The 15,587-nt window shown below is 69.5% G+C and carries 16 protein-coding genes; 8 read left to right on the top strand and 8 right to left on the bottom strand.

The annotated features are described in order from the left end of the window. Positions 1-31: 31 nt before the first annotated feature. The 3 genes from AB0I51_RS35040 (at position 32) to AB0I51_RS35030 (ending at position 2,625) form a co-directional block, all read left to right on the top strand. Positions 32-238, top strand: coding sequence for a hypothetical protein (locus tag AB0I51_RS35040; protein ID WP_362982252.1), 207 nt, complete (start codon positions 32-34; stop codon positions 236-238). Positions 239-376: 138 nt separating this feature from the next. Beyond that, positions 377-1,114: a response regulator gene (locus tag AB0I51_RS35035; protein WP_019073726.1), complete on the top strand. Its 738-nt coding sequence runs from the start codon at positions 377-379 to the stop codon at positions 1,112-1,114. Positions 1,115-1,176: 62 nt separating this feature from the next. Beyond that, a complete protein-coding gene (locus tag AB0I51_RS35030; protein WP_362982378.1) occupies positions 1,177-2,625 on the top strand; it encodes a HAMP domain-containing sensor histidine kinase in 1,449 nt (482 codons plus the stop codon). 541 nt (positions 2,626-3,166) lie between these two features. On the opposite strand, the gene AB0I51_RS35025 is transcribed toward AB0I51_RS35030, so the two are convergent. The 3 genes from AB0I51_RS35025 to AB0I51_RS35015 form a co-directional block, all read right to left on the bottom strand. Then, the gene (locus tag AB0I51_RS35025) at positions 3,167-3,517 is read right to left on the bottom strand and encodes a hypothetical protein (RefSeq protein ID WP_362982250.1); all 351 of its coding nucleotides are present in this window, start codon (positions 3,515-3,517) and stop codon (positions 3,167-3,169) included. Positions 3,518-3,665: 148 nt separating this feature from the next. Beyond that, positions 3,666-3,887, bottom strand: coding sequence for a DUF397 domain-containing protein (locus AB0I51_RS35020; RefSeq protein WP_362982248.1), 222 nt, complete (start codon positions 3,885-3,887; stop codon positions 3,666-3,668). Beyond that, positions 3,884-4,708 carry a helix-turn-helix transcriptional regulator gene (locus AB0I51_RS35015; RefSeq protein WP_362982246.1) on the bottom strand — a complete coding sequence of 275 codons (825 nt, stop codon included), beginning with the start codon at positions 4,706-4,708 and terminating at the stop codon, positions 3,884-3,886. Before AB0I51_RS35015 ends, AB0I51_RS35020 begins: the two co-directional genes overlap by 4 nt. 175 nt (positions 4,709-4,883) lie before the next feature. Between AB0I51_RS35015 and AB0I51_RS35010 the strand changes: the two genes are divergently transcribed. From AB0I51_RS35010 to AB0I51_RS34995, 4 genes are read left to right on the top strand one after another with little or no spacing between them, the layout of a single operon-like run. After that, positions 4,884-5,033: a hypothetical protein gene (locus tag AB0I51_RS35010; RefSeq protein ID WP_362982244.1), complete on the top strand. Its 150-nt coding sequence runs from the start codon at positions 4,884-4,886 to the stop codon at positions 5,031-5,033. Beyond that, positions 5,030-5,353 carry a hypothetical protein gene (locus tag AB0I51_RS35005; protein ID WP_362982242.1) on the top strand — a complete coding sequence of 108 codons (324 nt, stop codon included), beginning with the start codon at positions 5,030-5,032 and terminating at the stop codon, positions 5,351-5,353. Before AB0I51_RS35010 ends, AB0I51_RS35005 begins: the two co-directional genes overlap by 4 nt. 54 nt (positions 5,354-5,407) lie before the next feature. Further along, positions 5,408-5,929: a PH domain-containing protein gene (locus AB0I51_RS35000; RefSeq protein WP_362982240.1), complete on the top strand. Its 522-nt coding sequence runs from the start codon at positions 5,408-5,410 to the stop codon at positions 5,927-5,929. 44 nt (positions 5,930-5,973) lie between these two features. Continuing rightward, positions 5,974-6,705 carry a response regulator transcription factor gene (locus tag AB0I51_RS34995; protein ID WP_362982238.1) on the top strand — a complete coding sequence of 244 codons (732 nt, stop codon included), beginning with the start codon at positions 5,974-5,976 and terminating at the stop codon, positions 6,703-6,705. On the opposite strand, the gene AB0I51_RS34990 is transcribed toward AB0I51_RS34995, so the two are convergent. Beyond that, the gene (locus AB0I51_RS34990; RefSeq protein WP_362982236.1) at positions 6,698-8,545 is read right to left on the bottom strand and encodes an ABC transporter ATP-binding protein; all 1,848 of its coding nucleotides are present in this window, start codon (positions 8,543-8,545) and stop codon (positions 6,698-6,700) included. The two genes, AB0I51_RS34995 and AB0I51_RS34990, sit on opposite strands and share 8 nt — an antisense overlap. A 1,043-nt stretch (positions 8,546-9,588) precedes the next feature. Continuing rightward, on the bottom strand, positions 9,589-11,397 hold the full coding sequence (locus tag AB0I51_RS34985; RefSeq protein ID WP_362982234.1) for a bifunctional metallophosphatase/5'-nucleotidase: 1,809 nt from the start codon (positions 11,395-11,397) through the stop codon (positions 9,589-9,591). 144 nt (positions 11,398-11,541) lie between these two features. Between AB0I51_RS34985 and mshD the strand changes: the two genes are divergently transcribed. Further along, positions 11,542-12,471: a mycothiol synthase gene (gene mshD / locus AB0I51_RS34980; protein ID WP_362982232.1), complete on the top strand. Its 930-nt coding sequence runs from the start codon at positions 11,542-11,544 to the stop codon at positions 12,469-12,471. Positions 12,472-12,487: 16 nt separating this feature from the next. Here the strand turns inward: mshD and AB0I51_RS34975 are convergent, their stop codons facing one another. Genes AB0I51_RS34975 through AB0I51_RS34965 form a run of 3 tightly spaced genes read right to left on the bottom strand, consistent with a single transcriptional unit; the run spans position 12,488 to position 15,545 of the window. Further along, positions 12,488-13,171: an ABC transporter gene (locus tag AB0I51_RS34975; protein ID WP_362982230.1), complete on the bottom strand. Its 684-nt coding sequence runs from the start codon at positions 13,169-13,171 to the stop codon at positions 12,488-12,490. Further along, positions 13,162-14,688, bottom strand: a complete 1,527-nt coding sequence (locus tag AB0I51_RS34970; protein ID WP_362982229.1) for an ABC transporter permease — start codon at positions 14,686-14,688, stop codon at positions 13,162-13,164. The genes AB0I51_RS34975 and AB0I51_RS34970 overlap by 10 nt, the downstream gene beginning before the upstream one ends. Then, complete coding sequence (locus tag AB0I51_RS34965) at positions 14,685-15,545, bottom strand: ABC transporter ATP-binding protein (RefSeq protein ID WP_362982227.1); 861 nt, start codon at positions 15,543-15,545, stop codon at positions 14,685-14,687. The genes AB0I51_RS34970 and AB0I51_RS34965 overlap by 4 nt, the downstream gene beginning before the upstream one ends. Positions 15,546-15,587 lie beyond the last annotated feature (42 nt).

Here is a 15,587-nt window from a genome sequence, read left to right as displayed (position 1 = left end):
TGGTCGATCAGCGATCAGTAGGGAGTACGTCATGATCAAGCAGGTTTCGCACACGGTGACCGACACCGGAGCGGCCGGTCTCGGCCTGGCCCTCGGGGTGGCGTACGAACTGCACGCGCCGGCGGCACGGGCACCGGAAGTGGCGCCCGCCCCGGAGCTGATGGGGCTCCGCACCAGCGCGGCCCACCCGCACCACCGGAAGGTGCCGCTGAACCGGCTCGCCGCGATGCGAGCCTGATCTGCCACCGTACGAGGCTGATCTCAGCCGGTTTCTCCCCTCCCCTCCTCTTTACGCGCCAGCCGGGAAACATGCGAGGCTGATTGCGACCAGCCGATCGTTGTCTCCCTGTCCCACCGCACCCGAGGAATCCAGCCCATGAGCCCCGCCGAAGGCGACCGTGACACCCAGCGCATCCTGATCGTCGACGACGAGCCGGCGGTGCGTGAAGCACTCCAGCGCAGTCTGGCCTTCGAGGGGTACGACACCGAGGTCGCCGTCGACGGCGCGGACGCGCTGGAGAAGGCGACCGCCTACCAGCCCGACCTGGTCGTCCTCGACATCCAGATGCCGCGCATGGACGGCCTCACGGCCGCCCGCCGCATGCGCGGGGCGGGCACGACGACCCCGATCCTCATGCTCACGGCCCGCGACACGGTGGGCGACCGCGTGACCGGCCTCGACGCGGGCGCCGACGACTACCTCGTCAAGCCCTTCGAACTCGACGAACTCTTCGCACGGGTAAGGGCGTTGCTGCGCCGCAGCTCGTACGCGGCGGCAGCGGCGGCCGGCACGGCCCCCGAGGACGACTCCCTGACCTTCGCCGACCTCCGTATGGACCTCGCGACGCGTGAGGTGACGCGGAACGGCCGCCAGGTCGAACTGACCCGCACGGAATTCACGCTCCTTGAGATGTTCCTCGCCCACCCCCGCCAGGTCCTCACCCGTGAGCAGATCCTGAAGGCCGTCTGGGGCTTCGACTTCGAGCCGTCCTCCAACTCCCTCGATGTATATGTGATGTACCTGCGCCGGAAGACGGAGGCGGGCGGCGAGCCGCGGCTCGTCCACACGGTTCGGGGCGTGGGCTATGTGCTGCGACAGGGTGGGGCGGAGTGAAGAACGTCCTCAACCGGTTCCTGCACCGGTTCCGGACCCTGCCGATCCGGTCCCGGCTGGCGATGCTGGTCGCGGCGGCGGTGGCGTTCGGGGTGGCGGCGGTTTCGGTGACCTGTTGGTTCATCGTGCAGGGGAAGTTGTACGGTCAGGTCGACGGCGACCTCAGGAAGATCGCGCAGGTGCCGCAACGGGCCGACCAGGTCGCGGTGCTCCTCAAGACCTGCCCTCAGACGCCCGACGCCGCGCCGTCCAACGACGACGACTTCAACGGCGGCCTCGGAACCCAGACCACTTACCTCCAGCTGATCGGGTCGGACGGCAAGCCCTGCGTCTCCTCGAACTCGGCGGGGACCATCAAGGTCACCAGCTCCGACAAGAACGTGGTCAAGCAGACGAACGGCCTCGCGGGCGGGCCCACCAGCATCAGCGGGGTCTTCCGCACCGGCGTCGACACGGACGGCAATGCCGTACGCGTGCTGACCACACCGCTGATCGTCAGGCAGGCCATGGGGCCGAACCAGCTGTACGCCGACTCCGCGCTCACGATCGGCATCTCCCTGAAGAGCACGCAGAACACGCTCAACGACCTCGCCCTCATCCTCCTCCTCGTCTCCGGCATCGGAGTCGTCGGCGCCGGTGCGGCCGGTCTCGCGGTGGCCCGCGCAGGCCTCCGTCCCATCGACAAGCTCACCGAGGCCGTCGAGCACGTGGCCCGTACCGAGGACCTGGCCATCCGCATCCCCGTGGACGAGGACAGCGAGGACGAAGTCGCCCGCCTCTCCCGCTCCTTCAACTCGATGACGACCTCCCTCGCCAACTCCCGCGAACTGCAACAACAACTCATCGCGGACGCCGGCCACGAACTCCGCACCCCCCTCACCTCCCTCCGCACCAACGTCGAACTCCTCACCCGCAGCGAGGAGACCGGCCGCCCGATCCCCCCGGCCGACCGCAAGGCGCTCCTCGCCTCGGTGAAGGCGCAGATGACCGAACTGGCGTCCCTGATCGGCGACTTGCAGGAGTTGTCCCGCTCGGAGGGCCAGCGTGGCGAACGCGTCCAGGTGGTCTCGCTCCAGGACACGGTCGAAGCGGCGTTGCGCCGAGCACGCCTGCGCGGCCCGGAGTTGACGATCACGGCGGACGTACAGCCGTGGTTCGTCCAATCGGAGCCCTCCGCCCTGGAACGCGCGATCGTCAACATCCTTGACAACGCGGTGAAGTTCAGCCCCGAAGGCGGCACGATCGAGGTCCAGCTCACGCGCGGCGTCCTCACCGTCCGCGACCACGGCCCCGGCATCCCCGCCGATGAACTCCCGCACGTCTTCGACCGCTTCTGGCGCTCCCCGTCGGCCCGCGCCCTCCCCGGTTCCGGCCTGGGCCTTTCGATCGTGGCCCGCACGGTCCAACAGGCGGGCGGCGAGGTGACGTTGTCCCGCGCAGCGGGGGGCGGGACGGTGGCGACGGTGCGACTGCCGGGGGCGCCCACGGCTCCGCCGCCGGACATGTCGTAACGGTCGCACCAATGCGTCATCGGGGCGCCCCGGCGGTGCTCCGGTTAACGGAAAGCCCCGACGTGTCCGACTCGGGGCTCGACATGGCGGGGACGCTAACCGACCGATCCGTGTCGGGGCACCCTGGTTTCACCGAACTGGGACTGGTTGGCCACAACACCCTGTACACGACGGCCACTTGCTCGGCTACTCCTCCGCCGAAGGCAGAACAAGGGGCTCAGGTTCTTGCCAGAAGACCTCCTCGACCACGATCTGGGGATCTTCGGTTCGGCGGACGAAGGTGTACTTCAGCCAGCCGTTTCCACGGTCGAAGAAGCAGAGGTGGCGGCCCTTCGGTTCGGTGGACCGGCCTGGCATGACGCTGTGGCCTCGGGTAACCCGGCGTCGGCATTGATGCCACGGAAGTACGGATCCTTCGCGGTGACCAGTTCGGCTCGCGCCGCTAGGACGATGTCACGAGCGTGGTCGGGCAGTGCCTCGATGGTGGCGAGAGCATCGGTTCGCCAGTCCGCCTGCCAAGGCGGCCCCATGAACCCATCGGTCACTCGCCGGGCTCCAGGTCTCGGACCCGGTAGTGAATCTTCGCCGCCTCTTCGAGGAGGGCCTTGGCCTCGGCGATGTCGGTGCACTCGTACGCGGCACGGTGTTCGAGATCGCGGACATGCGCGTCCAGCCTGGGGTCGCGGGCGAAGGCGTACTCACCCCACCAGCGAGCCATGAACGCCGGCACGGGACCTACGTCGTACGCGTCGGCGATCGCCCACTTCCAATGGGCGTCGAAGTCCGGGAGGAGTTCGGGAGTGTGCTGCGCGATGGCCCTGCGCAGCGCCTTCGGCGTCCGCTCGGGCATCGGCGGGACGGACGGCTCGGGTTCAGCAGCGTGAGCAGTCATGGCCGGTGCCCTCCTTCGACGCGTCGTGTCTACGACCATAACCGGCTCGCCCGTTCCCTCTCAGTGGTTGGTCTCCCGGCCGTGCATTCGACCGGAAGATCAACGATGAGGGAGGCGCGGCGGCGAACGTCAGCCCTTCCGCCCCACGTCACCCGAACGTGCGCACGCCTGCCGCAGCCTTGACCCCGTCCACGAACCCGGACCAGGCCGCAGCGGCGAGAACCAGCGGGCGGCTCGTCGGGGTCTTGCTGTCCCGGACGGGGACCACACCGGTGTAGCCGTCGGCGACCTCGACGCAGTCGTTGTCCCCACCTGCGCTGTAGCTCGACTTGCGCCAGGCAGCGGTGCTGAGGTCGGGGGTGTGCGTCATGATCTGTGATCCTCCAGTACGCCCCTGATGAACGTGAGCGAGTCCGACGGGGACAGCGCCAGGTCGCGAAGCCGATCGTAGGACAGTCGGTATCGCAGGATGTCGTCCGGATCCTCAGTCAGCTCGCTGCACTCGTTGCCCTCCTTGTAGGCAACAGCGCTTCCGTCCTTCTGCCAGAGCAGCGTCAGCGATCCCGTCATGTGGTGGTGAACTCCCGAAGAAAATGGCAACACTTGGATCGTCACGTTGGGCCACATCGCAACGGTCTCAAGGTGAATCAACTGGTCACTCCACGTCTTGGCTCGACTGGCCGGGCGTCGGAACGCGCTCTCGTCGACGACGATTCGGACGTCGGGCTCCGGCTTCTGCCGCAGCAGGTACTGCCGTCCGGCCCTCGCCGCTACCAGTTCCTCGACCAACTCGGCGCCGTCAGGTGTTGTCTGGGCTCCAGACAACACCTCCCGTGCAAAGTCCTCGGTCTGCACAAGCCCAGGCACCGCCGGCGTGAACTTCCACATGACCCGAGCCGTGGCTTCCAACGCCATGAACCGCTTGTACGGGTCCGTGAACGCGTCCAGTCTCGCCACCCTCCAGTGACTGACGAGCAGGTCACCGGCCTCGTAATAAACGTCCAGGTCCTCCATCACCGTCACCTTGGACAGCCGCTCCCCCGACTCCAGTCGGCTCAGGTAGCTCTTGTCGTAGCCGGTGTCCTCCGCGAGTTGCCCGAGAGACTTCCCCGCCTTCTCCCGCAGATATCGAAGCGTCCGCCCCAGCACCACCCGCCCCGACTCGCCCTCCGCGTCAACCTGTTCGGTCACGTCACCCCTCCCCGTTGCCCAGGCTTGCAGACAACGCCAACCCTCTTCCGCAGCGTACGCCGCACCAGTGACCATCGAGGCACGAACGGTAATCACCGCTCGTCAGAACCCCGGCAGGACAGAGGAGCGCGGCGGAATGAGTGAACGCGTCGTAGGAATCTTGGAGTTACTCCTCATGGCACTCGTGCACGCCCTGCTCCCCTCGCAGCGCAGCGCCCGCCGCAAACGGCGACTGCAACGCCGACGGCGACGCGCCCTCTGGCTCGCCGTGCACGGCATCGACGTCGGTCCCCGTCGTATCCACGGAGTGGTGGTGCGCGCATGAACACCCCCAACAGCACAAGCAGCGAACAGCAGTTGCGGCTGCTGCCCTGGAACACCCCTGACGGCAAGCCCTGTTACCTCAGCACCGATCACGACGGCAGTCGCCTCTCCCTTCTCGCCGACGACATCGAAGCTGCCCAACTCGATTCCGGGGAACAGGTGTTGGCCGGATCCAGGGCCGTACTCGCCGACCCGAAAGCCGGCGAACGTGCCGTACGTTTCGCGCTCACCAGGGCGTCCGAGTCACTGGAGGACGTGATCCGTATCGCCGTCAGCCGAGGCGAGCGCATCCCGGATGCGGGACCCCGACCCCGCTCCTGACGCACACAGCCTCCTGCCTTACGCTCCTCTCTCCCGCTGACCGGGGGAGGGTCCATGCACGGGGACGCGGACGGGAACGAGCGCGGCATCGAGCGGGGCTACCGCCGGTGGAGGAAGGCGTCCCGGGCGCGAATCGTCTTCGCGTGGACCATCGCGGGGAACGGCGTGTTTCAGATGACGCGGCCCGACAGCATTCCGGTCCGGTACAAACTGCTGGTGCTGGCGCTCATCGCGGCGCTGGCGGTCTGGGCCGTTCTCGCCACGCGGCGAGGTCTCACCTCCGTGAGCGCCGACGGCGTCACCGTCCGCGGTGCCTTCCGCGTGCGCAGGCGGGCCTGGCACGACATCTACGATCTGCGCGTCGAGGAACGTCCGAAGCAGGCCCGCGCGGACGTCCGGTGGTGGACCTGGCTCTACGCCAACGACGGCCGCAGGTTGCTTCTCCCCAACGTCGACGACTGGCAACTCCCGGATCTCCGGTCCGAGATCGACGAGTTGCGTGCCCTCGCCGCCTACGCCCTCCTCCTCCCGTTCTTCCGACGGCTCGCGTCCCGACGAGCCCCAGCCCACGCATAGCCCCCTGCCAGCCCCGCCACAGCCACCCGTCACACCGTGTTCGAATGGCGCTGGCGCGGAAGATCCTGCTGGCCGACGACGACGCGGACGTACGCGAAGGGCTCGGCCGGGTGCTCAGATTCGAGGGGTACGAGACCGTCCTCGTGGGAGACGGGCGTACCGCCCTCGATCTCCTCGGTGTACCGGACGACGCCGCCGCGCCCGACCTCGTGCTGATGGACGTCACCATGCCCGAGTTGGACGGGCTGGCCGCGACCCGCCGTATCCGGGCCTCCGGGTCCACCGTGCCGATCCTGATGCTCACCGGGCGGACCGCCGTCGGCGACCGTATCGTCGCCCTCGACAACGGCGCCGACGACTACCTCAGCAAACCGTTCGCGGTGGATGAACTGCTCGCCCGGGTACGGGCGTTGCTGCGGAGGAGTGGGCGGCGGGCGGGCGATGAGCCGCTGGCGGCTCCCCAGCTCGAACAGCTCGTCTTCCATGATCTCGTCATGGACCCGCGCACCCGTACCGTCACCCGCGGCGGTCGGCCGCTCGAACTCACCCGGACCGAATTCCTGTTGCTGGAGTACCTGTTGAGGCATCCGGCGACCGTGCTCACCCGGTCCCGGCTCCACCGGCACGTCTGGGGCTTCGACTTCGAGCCCGCGTCCAACACCCTCGACGTCTACGTCATGTATCTGCGCCGGAAACTGGAGAGCCGCGGCGAACCGCGGCTCATCCACACCGTGCGGGGGCTCGGGTACACCCTCCGGGCCGCGTCCCCTACCTGAGGGGAAGCCTCAGGATCATCGTCTCGTCCGGCGCCTGCGGCGGGAGCGGACGGAGGATCATCGTGTCGTCCGCGCGGTGCCGTCCCGTTCCCGTTCCCGTGATCGCCATCTCCGGCAGCGGGCCCGCAAGTCGCGTGTACGCGCCGCCCCTTGACACCAACTCCGCGTGCGTTCCCGTCTCCACCAGGCGTCCGCCCTCCACGACCAGGATACGGTCGGCGTCGGGGGCGAGGCTCAGGTCGTGGGTGATCATGATGGTCGTACGGCCGGACATCAGGCGGCGCAGGGGCTGGATCACCTGGCGGGCGGCCACCGAGTCGAGGCCGGCCGTCGGTTCGTCCAGGACCAGGACGGGAGCCTGGCGCAGCATCGCACGAGCGATCGCGATCCGCTGGAGCTGCCCGCCCGAGAGTGCCGCCGTGCCGGGGGCGATCTCCGTGTCGTAGGCCTGGGGAAGGGCCGCGATGAAGTCGTGGGCCGCCGCCGCCCGTGCCGCCCGCTCGATCTCCTCGTCCGTCGCGCCCGGCCGGCCGCACTCGATGTTCTCGCGGATCGTGCCGTTGAGGATCAGGGTCTGCTGGGGCAGCAACGCCACGTTCTCGCGCAGGAATTCGAGCGGTACGTCACGGAGGGGGACGCCGTCCAGGCAGATCACGCCCTCGGAGGGGTCGTAGAAGCGGGTCAGCAACTTCGACAGGGTCGACTTGCCCGCTCCGCTCTCGCCCGTGACAATCACCAGCTCTCCCGGGTCCGCCCTGAACGTGACGTTGTCGACCGTGTCGCGGGCCGCGCCGGGGTAGCGGAAGGTCACGCCGTGGAAGCTGACCCAGCCGTGGACGGGCCAGGCGGGGACGGGTTCGCGGGGGTCGCCGACGGACGGGGTGGCGTCCAGGATCTCGTTGATGCGGGCGGCGCCCGCGGTCGCTGCCGTGAGGGTGAGGCCGAGTTGGCCGAGGTTGCGGACCGGGGGGTAGAGGTAGCCGATGAAGGCGGCGAAGGCGAGGAGGGCGCCGAGGGTCATGCGGTCGGCGGAGATCTCCCACACGCCCAGGCCGATGACGGCGAGGACGCAGAGGGTCTCGACCACCTCCACGAACTGCTCGTACATCTCGCTGAGGCGGGCGCCGCGGACGGACGCCTTCATCCAGGCGCGGGCCTCGATGTCGAGGCGCTTCTCCTCGTCCCGGCGGCGGTTGTAGGCCTGGGTGAGGACGACGTTGCCGAGGGACTCCTCGACCACCGAGGTGATCGCGCCGTCCGCGACCCGCTCGTCCTGCGAGGCCTGCTTGATGCGGCCGGAGAAGCGGCGGGCGGCCAGGAGGAAGAGGGGGGCCAGGACGAAGGTGGCCAGGGCCAGGTCCCAGCGGAGGTACAGGGCCGCGCACGCGTAGAAGACCGCGGAGAACGCGGCCGAGATGGTGCCGACCACGCCGGACACGACCATCTGCTCGATGGCCTCGACGTCTCCGGTGAGGCGTTCGACCAGGTCGCCCCGGCGGTGCTTCTGGAAGAAGTGGGGCGGGAGGTCCTGGACGTGACGGAAGACGTTCGCGCGCAGGCGCAGGACGAAGCGTTCAGCGGTCCAGGTGGCGAGGGAGTTGCCGAAGTAGCCGACGAGCGCGCCGAGTACGGCGACGCCCAGCCAGGCGGCGGCCGGGCCCCAGAACGCGGACAGCGAACCGGCCTTGAGGGCGTTGTCGGTGAGCTCCGCGAAGAGCAGGATCGCGGCGGTCTCGGCGAGCGCCGACACGATGACGCACGCGATGATCACCGCGAGCCACTTGCGGTCACCGCGGGTCAGCGGCCAGAAACGGCGGAAGGCCTCACGGGCTTCCCTCATGGTCAACAACTCCCTTCGGACTACGGATTGCGGCCTGGACGTGGCCGAGGCGGGGCCACCGGAGCGAGCGAACTCGCTAACCGGCGGCCCCGCCTCACTGGGTACTGGCTCAGCCCTTGTGCCCGACGGGGCGCTTCGGCGCAGGCTTCTTCGGCGCGGGCTTCTTCGGGGCCGGGGCGGGCTTGCGGTGCTTCTTGACCGGGACGATCTTGTGGAAGCTCATGGTGGGTTCCCTCTCTGGGGGTTCGGCTCTGCGGCCGGGTGGGGGGTGGTGCGGGTCTTCTTCTGCGGCTCGTGGGACTGCTTACTTGTGCCCGACGGGGCGCTTCGGCGCCGGCTTCTTCGGCGCGGGCTTCTTGGGGGCCGGGGCGGGCTTGCGGTGCTTCTTGACGGGGACGATCTTGTGGAAGCTCATGACGGTTTCCCTCTCTGGTACGGCTTTCGCGGTGTCTGCTGCGGTTCTGCAACAGTTCCTCTACCGATCTGCTGCAACTGCCTTTGAATTACGCCTGTGAATTCTTTGTCAGCCCTTGTCGGCGACCGGGCGACGCTTCGGGGCCGGCTTCTTCGGGGCCGGCTTCTTGGCTCCCGGAGCGGGCTTGCAGGACTTCTTGACGGGGTGGATCTTGTTGAAACTCATGATTAATTCCCTCCCTGTTACGACGTCTTATGGGCTGTTTACTTGTGGCCGACCGGGCGGCGCTTCGGGGCCGGAGCAGGCTTCTTCGGGGCCTTCTTGGGGGCCGGGGCGGGCTTGTGGTGCTTCTTGACCGGGGCGATCTTGTGGAAGCTCATCGCGTTCTCCTTCGTCTTCTGTCGTTTGCGCCGTTCGCTTTCGACATGGAAAACACTACTGGACTTCCGACGCAGGAAAAGCGATTTTCGCTTAGACCTTGCTGAGCGATTGCTGTGGATGATTCTTATGGAATTCGCGGAACTGAACCCGCCCTTACACAGAATTTAGAACGGGAAAACGGAAGGGGCCCGGCGCCGACCTGCGGCGCCGGGCCCCCGAGGGGTCGGCCGTTACTGCACGACGGTGATCACTGCACGACGGTGATCCGGTTCGCCGCCGGAGGCGTGAGCGGGCTCGCCGCCGACGAGTGGGCCGTCAGGTACTGCGCCAGAGCGCTCAGGTCGTCCGTACCGACCAGGTCACCGGTGCCCTGCCCCAGCGTCGGGAAGCCGTCACCGCCGCCCGCGAGGAAGCTGTTCGTCGCGACACGGTAGGTGGCCGCCGGGTCGATCGCCGCGCCGTCGAGGCGGATGGAGTCGGTGACCACGCGATCGGCGCCGCTCTTCGTCAGGTCCAGCGTGTACGTCAGTCCGGACGAGGGCTGGAGCACCTTCGGCGCCGCCGCGTTCGTGCCGCTCACCTGTTCCTTGAGCACCTGGACCAGTTGCGCGCCGGTGAAGTCCTGGAGGTTCACGGTGTTCGCGAACGGCTGCACCGTGAAGCCCTCGGCGTACGTCACCACACCGTCACCCTCGGCACCGGACGCCTTGTAGGTCAGGCCCGCCCGCACGCCGCCCGGGTTCATCAGCGCGAGGTCGGTCCCCGGGTCCAGTTCCTTGCCGTAGGCGAGCTGGGCGTCGGCGATGAGGTCGCCCATCGGGGACTCGGTGCCGGTGTTGTTGACGTCGGCGGAGATGTAGCCGATGGCGCGGTTGCCGATGGGGGCGGCGAGGGTGTTCCACTTGCCGATCAGGGCGGTCATGTCGGCGGCCTTGGGCACGGTCCGGGTGACCACGTGGTTCGCGGACTTGACCGCCGTACGGGCGATGTCGCCGGTGACACGGTCGTACGTCAGCGTGGTGTCCGTGTAGAGGCGGCCGAAGGAGGCCGCCGAAGTGACCATACGGGGCTTGCCACTTGGGTCGTCGATCGTGCAGACGTACGCGTTGTGGGTGTGGCCGGTGACGAGGGCGTCGACGGCCGGGGTGACGTTCTTCGCGATGTCGACGATCGGGCCGGAGATGCCGGAGCCGCCGCCGGAGGCGTCGCAGTCGTAGTTGTAGGCCGCGGAGGCGGGGAAGCCGCCCTCGTGGATCAGCGCGACGATCGACTTGACGCCCTGCTTCTGCAGCACCTTGGCGTACTTGTCGATCGTCTCGACCTCGTCCTTGAACTGCAGGCCCTTGACGCCGTCCGCGGAGACGATGCCCGGGGTGCCCTCCAGCGTGACGCCGATGAAGCCGACCTTGACGCCGTTCTTCTTCCACACCCAGTACGGCTTGAGGATCGGCTTCTTCGTCTTCTCGTCGAGGACGTTGGCCGCGAGGTAGGGGAAGTCGGCGCCCTCGAACTTCTTGTCCGTGTAGCAGCCCTCGGTGGGGTGACAGCCGCCGTTCTGCAGGCGGGCCAGCTCCTTGGCGCCCTCGTCGAACTCGTGGTTGCCGACCGAAGTGACGTCCAGGTCGAGCTTGTTGAGGGCCTCGATGGTCGGCTCGTCGTGGAACAGACCCGAGATCAGCGGGGAGGCGCCGACCATGTCGCCGCCGGCCGCGGTGATCGAGTAGGGGTTGCCCTTGCGGGCCTCGCGCAGATGCGTCGCGAGGTACTCGACACCGCCCGCGTCGATCGTCTTCGTCGTGCCGTCCGCCTGGAGTTCGGTGACCCGGCCGGAGGAACCGGACGGGGGCTCGAGGTTGCCGTGCAGGTCGTTGAAGGACAGCAGCTGCACGTCCTGGTAGCGGCTGGGCTTGTGCCCATGACCGCCGCTCGGGTTTCCGTGCGCGTCGGCGGGCAGCGCGGCGGCCAGCGCACCGACGGTGGCCAGGCTCGCGGCGGCGGCGAGCAGGCCTGCGACACGGCGTCTGCGCGGGCGGTTCGGCTGGGAAGTGGCTGGCATGAGCCCCCCTGTGAGTCGGCTGAGAAGTCACCACGTTCCGGCGCAGCCTAGGGTCAACGCGCGTAGCGTGACAGGGGGTTCTTGGTTACATCCTGGTTTCTTCTTTGCCGCCACTTTGCTGCTGGGTCCGCTTACTCTGAGGCCATGACCAGCGACGACACCGCACGGCCCGCGCCCATCTCCCGCTCCATCGAGACCTATTCCGAGCTCACCCCGGACCAGGCCGGGGCCGTCCTCGCGCTGATCGCCGAGGCCGCCAGGACGGACGGGCAGCCGGCCGTGTCCGAGCAGGGGCGGCTGCAGCTGCGCGGCGGGGCGCGGCCCGGGGTCTCGCATCTGCTGCTCACCCTGGGCGAAGAGCTCGTCGGCTACGGGCAGTTGGAGGACACCGACCCGGTGGAGGCACCGGCCGCCGAGCTCGTTGTCCGCCCCTCGGAGCGGGGGCACGGGCACGGGCGGGCGCTCGGCGCCGCGCTGCTGGCCGCTTCGGGCAAGCGGCTGCGGGTGTGGGCGCACGGCGGGCATCCCGCCGCGCGCCATCTGGCCCAGGTCCTCGGGCTCGCCCTCTTCCGCGAACTGCGCCAGCTGCGGCGGACGTTGGCGGATCTGGAGCTGCCCGAGCCGGTGCTCCCGGAGGGCGTGACCGTACGGACCTTCGTGCCCGGCACCGACGACGCGGCCTGGCTCGCGGTCAACGCCGCCGCCTTCGCCCACCACCCCGAGCAGGGCTCCCTCACCCAGCGGGACCTGGACGACCGCAAGGGCGAGGCGTGGTTCGACCCCGAGGGCTTCTTCCTGGCCGAACGCGACGGCGAACTCATCGGATTCCACTGGACCAAGGTCCACGCGGAGGAGCAGCGGGGCGAGGTCTACGTCGTCGGGGTCCTGCCCGGCGCGCAGGGCGGCGGGCTGGGCAAGGCCCTGACGACGATCGGCCTGCGGCACCTGGCCGCGCAGGGGCTGCCGACGGCGATGCTGTACGTCGACGCGGACAACAAGGCGGCTGTGTCGGTGTACGAGCGGCTGGGGTTCACGACGTACGAGACGGATCTGATGTACCGGTCGGAGTCGTGAGTGCCTCAACTCCCCTTCAGTGAGCGGGAGTCGACCGCAGCCTGCGCGGCAGGGCGAACCCGCCGAGCCGCCGCCGCACCGGTTCCGGTCCGCACGCCGCCCACACCAGCGCCGCGCCCGCCAGCACGAACGCCCAGTGCTCGTGCCCCGGTGCCCACCACTTCTGCTTCGGTGTGGCGAACAGGCCCCACTCCGTCGGCAGCAGCAGGGCCGCCGCCATGGACGCGGCGAGCAGGGCGATGGCCACACGCTGGCCCGGTTCCGCCTCTTCGGTGAGGCGGACGGCGGCGGCCGACGCGGCGAGGGCGACCACCGCGGCGGCGCCCGCCTCCAGGGTGAGGCCGCCGACCGGGGGCCGTACCTGCGCCGGGATCAGCAGGACGACCGCTGTCCACCACAGGGCGGCCAGGGGTGCGACCAGTGCGGTGCGCAGGGCGGCCCGGAGCATACGGCGGGTCGGTACCGCCACCGTGGCCTCGCGGGCCGGGTCGTCCAGGAGGAACGTCAGGCCCAGGGCGAGGGCGAGCGCGGCGCCGCGCAGCACGAGCAGCGCCGTCCACGGGTCGGGTTCGTCAGAGAGCAGTCGCGGGAGCGCGGCCAGCAGCAGTCCCGCTGCGGCGCCCGCACCGAGCGCCCGCCGGGGCAGGGCGCGCAGCACCGGTCGTACCAGCTGCCCCAACACCCCTGTGGTCACTCGCACTTGTCCGCTCCCGTCGGTGCCTTGACGCCGAGCAGCTGGGCCACCTTCGCGGTGGTCACCTTGGGCGCCGTCAGCTCCGCCCAGTGCGCCTTCACCTTGGGGGCGATCGTGGCCTGGCCGGCCGTGAGCAACTCCCTTACGACCGTGGTCTGTCCGGCCGTCATCGACATCGGGTCGGTCGGCGAGAGCACGATCGCGGAGCCGCTCACGCTGTCGTCGAGCCGGACCGCACGCAGCTGGGTCAGCGGGTCGGACTGCCAGCCGAGCGCCAGCCACATGATGGTGACCATACGGCCGTCGCAGAGCGAACTGGTCGCCTTCTCGCTGCCCGTGACCAGCACGGAGGAGACCGCCGCGGCGAACTCCGGTACCCGGGGGCCGCCCCAGCGGGTGCCGACGGTCACCTGGTAGGGCACGGTGGACGGTTCGATGGCTCCGTCGCCGTCCATGCCGTAGCGGGCCTCGACGCGCTGCCGTACGAGCAGCTTCTCCTGGGCTGCGGTGCCGCCGGCCAGGGACTGGACGCTGTCGGCGACCTTCGCCCAGGTGCCGGTGCGGGGCATCCACTCGGGGAACGCACAGTACGTGGAGTTGCCGTGCCTGGCGCAGGACTGGACCTTGGCCGGGTTGAGGGTGGCCAGCACGCGTGCGTCGGTGGTCGCCCTGGACACCTTGCCGGCCTGGCCCACCGCGCCCCATGCGCCGAGACCGACGGTCACGACCAGCGCGGCGGCGACGGTCTTCGTACGGCCACCGTTGACCAGCACCGCCGCGAGAGCCAGGGTCAGCGCGAGCCCGACCAGGTAGAGGGCGTGCCAGGCGGCAGGGCGGCCCAGCAGGTCGGAGGGGAGCGTCTTGCTGCTCGCGTCGCCGATGACCGGTACCAGCCACCTCGTCGCGCTGCTGTCGGAGTCGCCCGGGACCGCCCCGAGGAAGAGGGTCGAGAAGAACGCCAGCACCAGGAGCATCGGTGCCGCGAACGGCGACTTCACGACCCGGGCCAGCAGTACTCCCGCCGTTCCGGCAAGCAGCACCGTGAGCGGTCCGACGAGGAGTTCGCCCATCGAGCCGTGGCCGACCGAGCCGGGCGCGAGCACGCCCCAGGTGAACTGCGCGGCCACCAGCAGCGCGGTGAGCGCGGCGGCCGGTACGACGGACAGCGCGAACGCGACCGTACGGCGCCAGGGTTCGAGGACGAGCACGTCGAAGTGCCGGTCGGTGTCCTGGCGTCGGGAGCGCAGCACGGCCTGGTTGGCGCAGAGCAGGACGGCCAGGGCGGGCAGCAGCGGGCCGTTCTGGGTGGCGCGGTCGACGTCCTGGAGGGCCGGGTAGCCGGTCCAGGCGTCGCGCATGGTCCAGCCGATCCAGGCGGCGTAGAGGACGAACATCAGCAACACGGGCAGGCGGAGCAGGAGTTTGCGGGCCTCGAAGAGGGCCAGCGCCAACACCGCTGCCCAGGACCGTCGTTGCTCGTCGGCGCGTTCGGCCGGCGGTGCCTTCTCCAGTACGGCGCTCATGCCGCCACCTCCGCGGCCATGCCGTCGAGGGTGATCAAGTAGCCGTCCTCCAGGGTCGGTTCGACGAGTTCCGCGCCGGGAGGCGGGTCGCCGACGTTGCGGAAGGCGCCGAGGCCGGTGCGCCAGCCGGCCATCGCGGCCGGGTCGCGTTCCGTGCCGCTCCACACCCGGCCGGCGGCCCGTGCGGTGAGTTCGGCCGGGGTGCCCTCGAAGCGGACGGTGCCGCCGGCCATGACGACGACGCGGTTGCAGAGCATCGCGACGTCCTCGGTCTGGTGGGTGGAGAGGAGGACCGTGCGGCCCTCGCCTGCCCTCGCGATCAACTCCCGGAAGCGCATGCGCTGTTCGGGGTCCAGGCCGACGGTCGGTTCGTCGAGGACCAGGAAGCCCGGGTCGCCCACGAGGGCCGCCGCGAGCGCGACGCGCTGCCGCATACCGCCGGACAGCTTCTTGATGCGCTTGCCGCGTACGTCGGAGAGGTCGACCTCCGCGAGCACCCGCCGCACCTCGCGGTGGCGTCCCTCGCGGTCGGTGAGTTCCTTGAGGATCGCGACGTAGTCGACGAACTCGAAGGCGGTGAAGTCCGGGTGGAAGCCGGGCGTCTGCGGCAGATAGCCGAGGACGCGCCGCACCTGCTGGCGTCCGGCGGTGCTGCCCGGGTCGTGGTCGAGCACGGTGAACGTGCCCGAGTCGGCGGGCAGCGCCGTGGCCAGCACCCTCAACAGGGTGGTCTTTCCTGCCCCGTTGGGGCCGAGCAGGCCGGTGACGCCCTCGCCGAGCCGCAGCGACACGTCGTCGAGGGCGTGCGTCGAGCCGTAGCGCAGGCTGAGCCCGGCCGCGGAGACGGTGGTGGTCATGTACGGAACTCCAGTCAGGGTTCGAGAGGTTCGGCTGAGGGG

This window comes from Streptomyces sp. NPDC050549, assembly GCF_040655035.1.
Classification (GTDB): domain Bacteria; phylum Actinomycetota; class Actinomycetes; order Streptomycetales; family Streptomycetaceae; genus Streptomyces.
The sequence above is the reverse complement of the archived record's forward strand: the minus strand, read 5'-3'. Positions and strand labels throughout refer to the sequence as shown.

Excerpts from the sequence above, each read along its gene's own strand:
- AB0I51_RS35030 (WP_362982378.1), top strand. The coding sequence starts at position 1,177 with ATGCTGGTCGCGGCGGCGGTGGCGTTCGGGGTGGCGGCGGTTTCGGTG.
- AB0I51_RS34965 (WP_362982227.1), bottom strand. The coding sequence starts at position 15,545 with ATGACCACCACCGTCTCCGCGGCCGGGCTCAGCCTGCGCTACGGCTCG.
- AB0I51_RS35040 (WP_362982252.1), top strand. The coding sequence starts at position 32 with ATGATCAAGCAGGTTTCGCACACGGTGACCGACACCGGAGCGGCCGGT.
- AB0I51_RS34990 (WP_362982236.1), bottom strand. The coding sequence starts at position 8,545 with ATGAGGGAAGCCCGTGAGGCCTTCCGCCGTTTCTGGCCGCTGACCCGC.
- AB0I51_RS35020 (WP_362982248.1), bottom strand. The coding sequence starts at position 3,887 with ATGACGCACACCCCCGACCTCAGCACCGCTGCCTGGCGCAAGTCGAGC.
- AB0I51_RS35010 (WP_362982244.1), top strand. The coding sequence starts at position 4,884 with ATGGCACTCGTGCACGCCCTGCTCCCCTCGCAGCGCAGCGCCCGCCGC.
- mshD (WP_362982232.1), top strand. The coding sequence starts at position 11,542 with ATGACCAGCGACGACACCGCACGGCCCGCGCCCATCTCCCGCTCCATC.
- AB0I51_RS34970 (WP_362982229.1), bottom strand. The coding sequence starts at position 14,688 with ATGAGCGCCGTACTGGAGAAGGCACCGCCGGCCGAACGCGCCGACGAG.
- AB0I51_RS34995 (WP_362982238.1), top strand. The coding sequence starts at position 5,974 with ATGGCGCTGGCGCGGAAGATCCTGCTGGCCGACGACGACGCGGACGTA.
- AB0I51_RS35035 (WP_019073726.1), top strand. The coding sequence starts at position 377 with ATGAGCCCCGCCGAAGGCGACCGTGACACCCAGCGCATCCTGATCGTC.
- AB0I51_RS35025 (WP_362982250.1), bottom strand. The coding sequence starts at position 3,517 with ATGACTGCTCACGCTGCTGAACCCGAGCCGTCCGTCCCGCCGATGCCC.
- AB0I51_RS35000 (WP_362982240.1), top strand. The coding sequence starts at position 5,408 with ATGCACGGGGACGCGGACGGGAACGAGCGCGGCATCGAGCGGGGCTAC.
- AB0I51_RS34985 (WP_362982234.1), bottom strand. The coding sequence starts at position 11,397 with ATGCCAGCCACTTCCCAGCCGAACCGCCCGCGCAGACGCCGTGTCGCA.
- AB0I51_RS35005 (WP_362982242.1), top strand. The coding sequence starts at position 5,030 with ATGAACACCCCCAACAGCACAAGCAGCGAACAGCAGTTGCGGCTGCTG.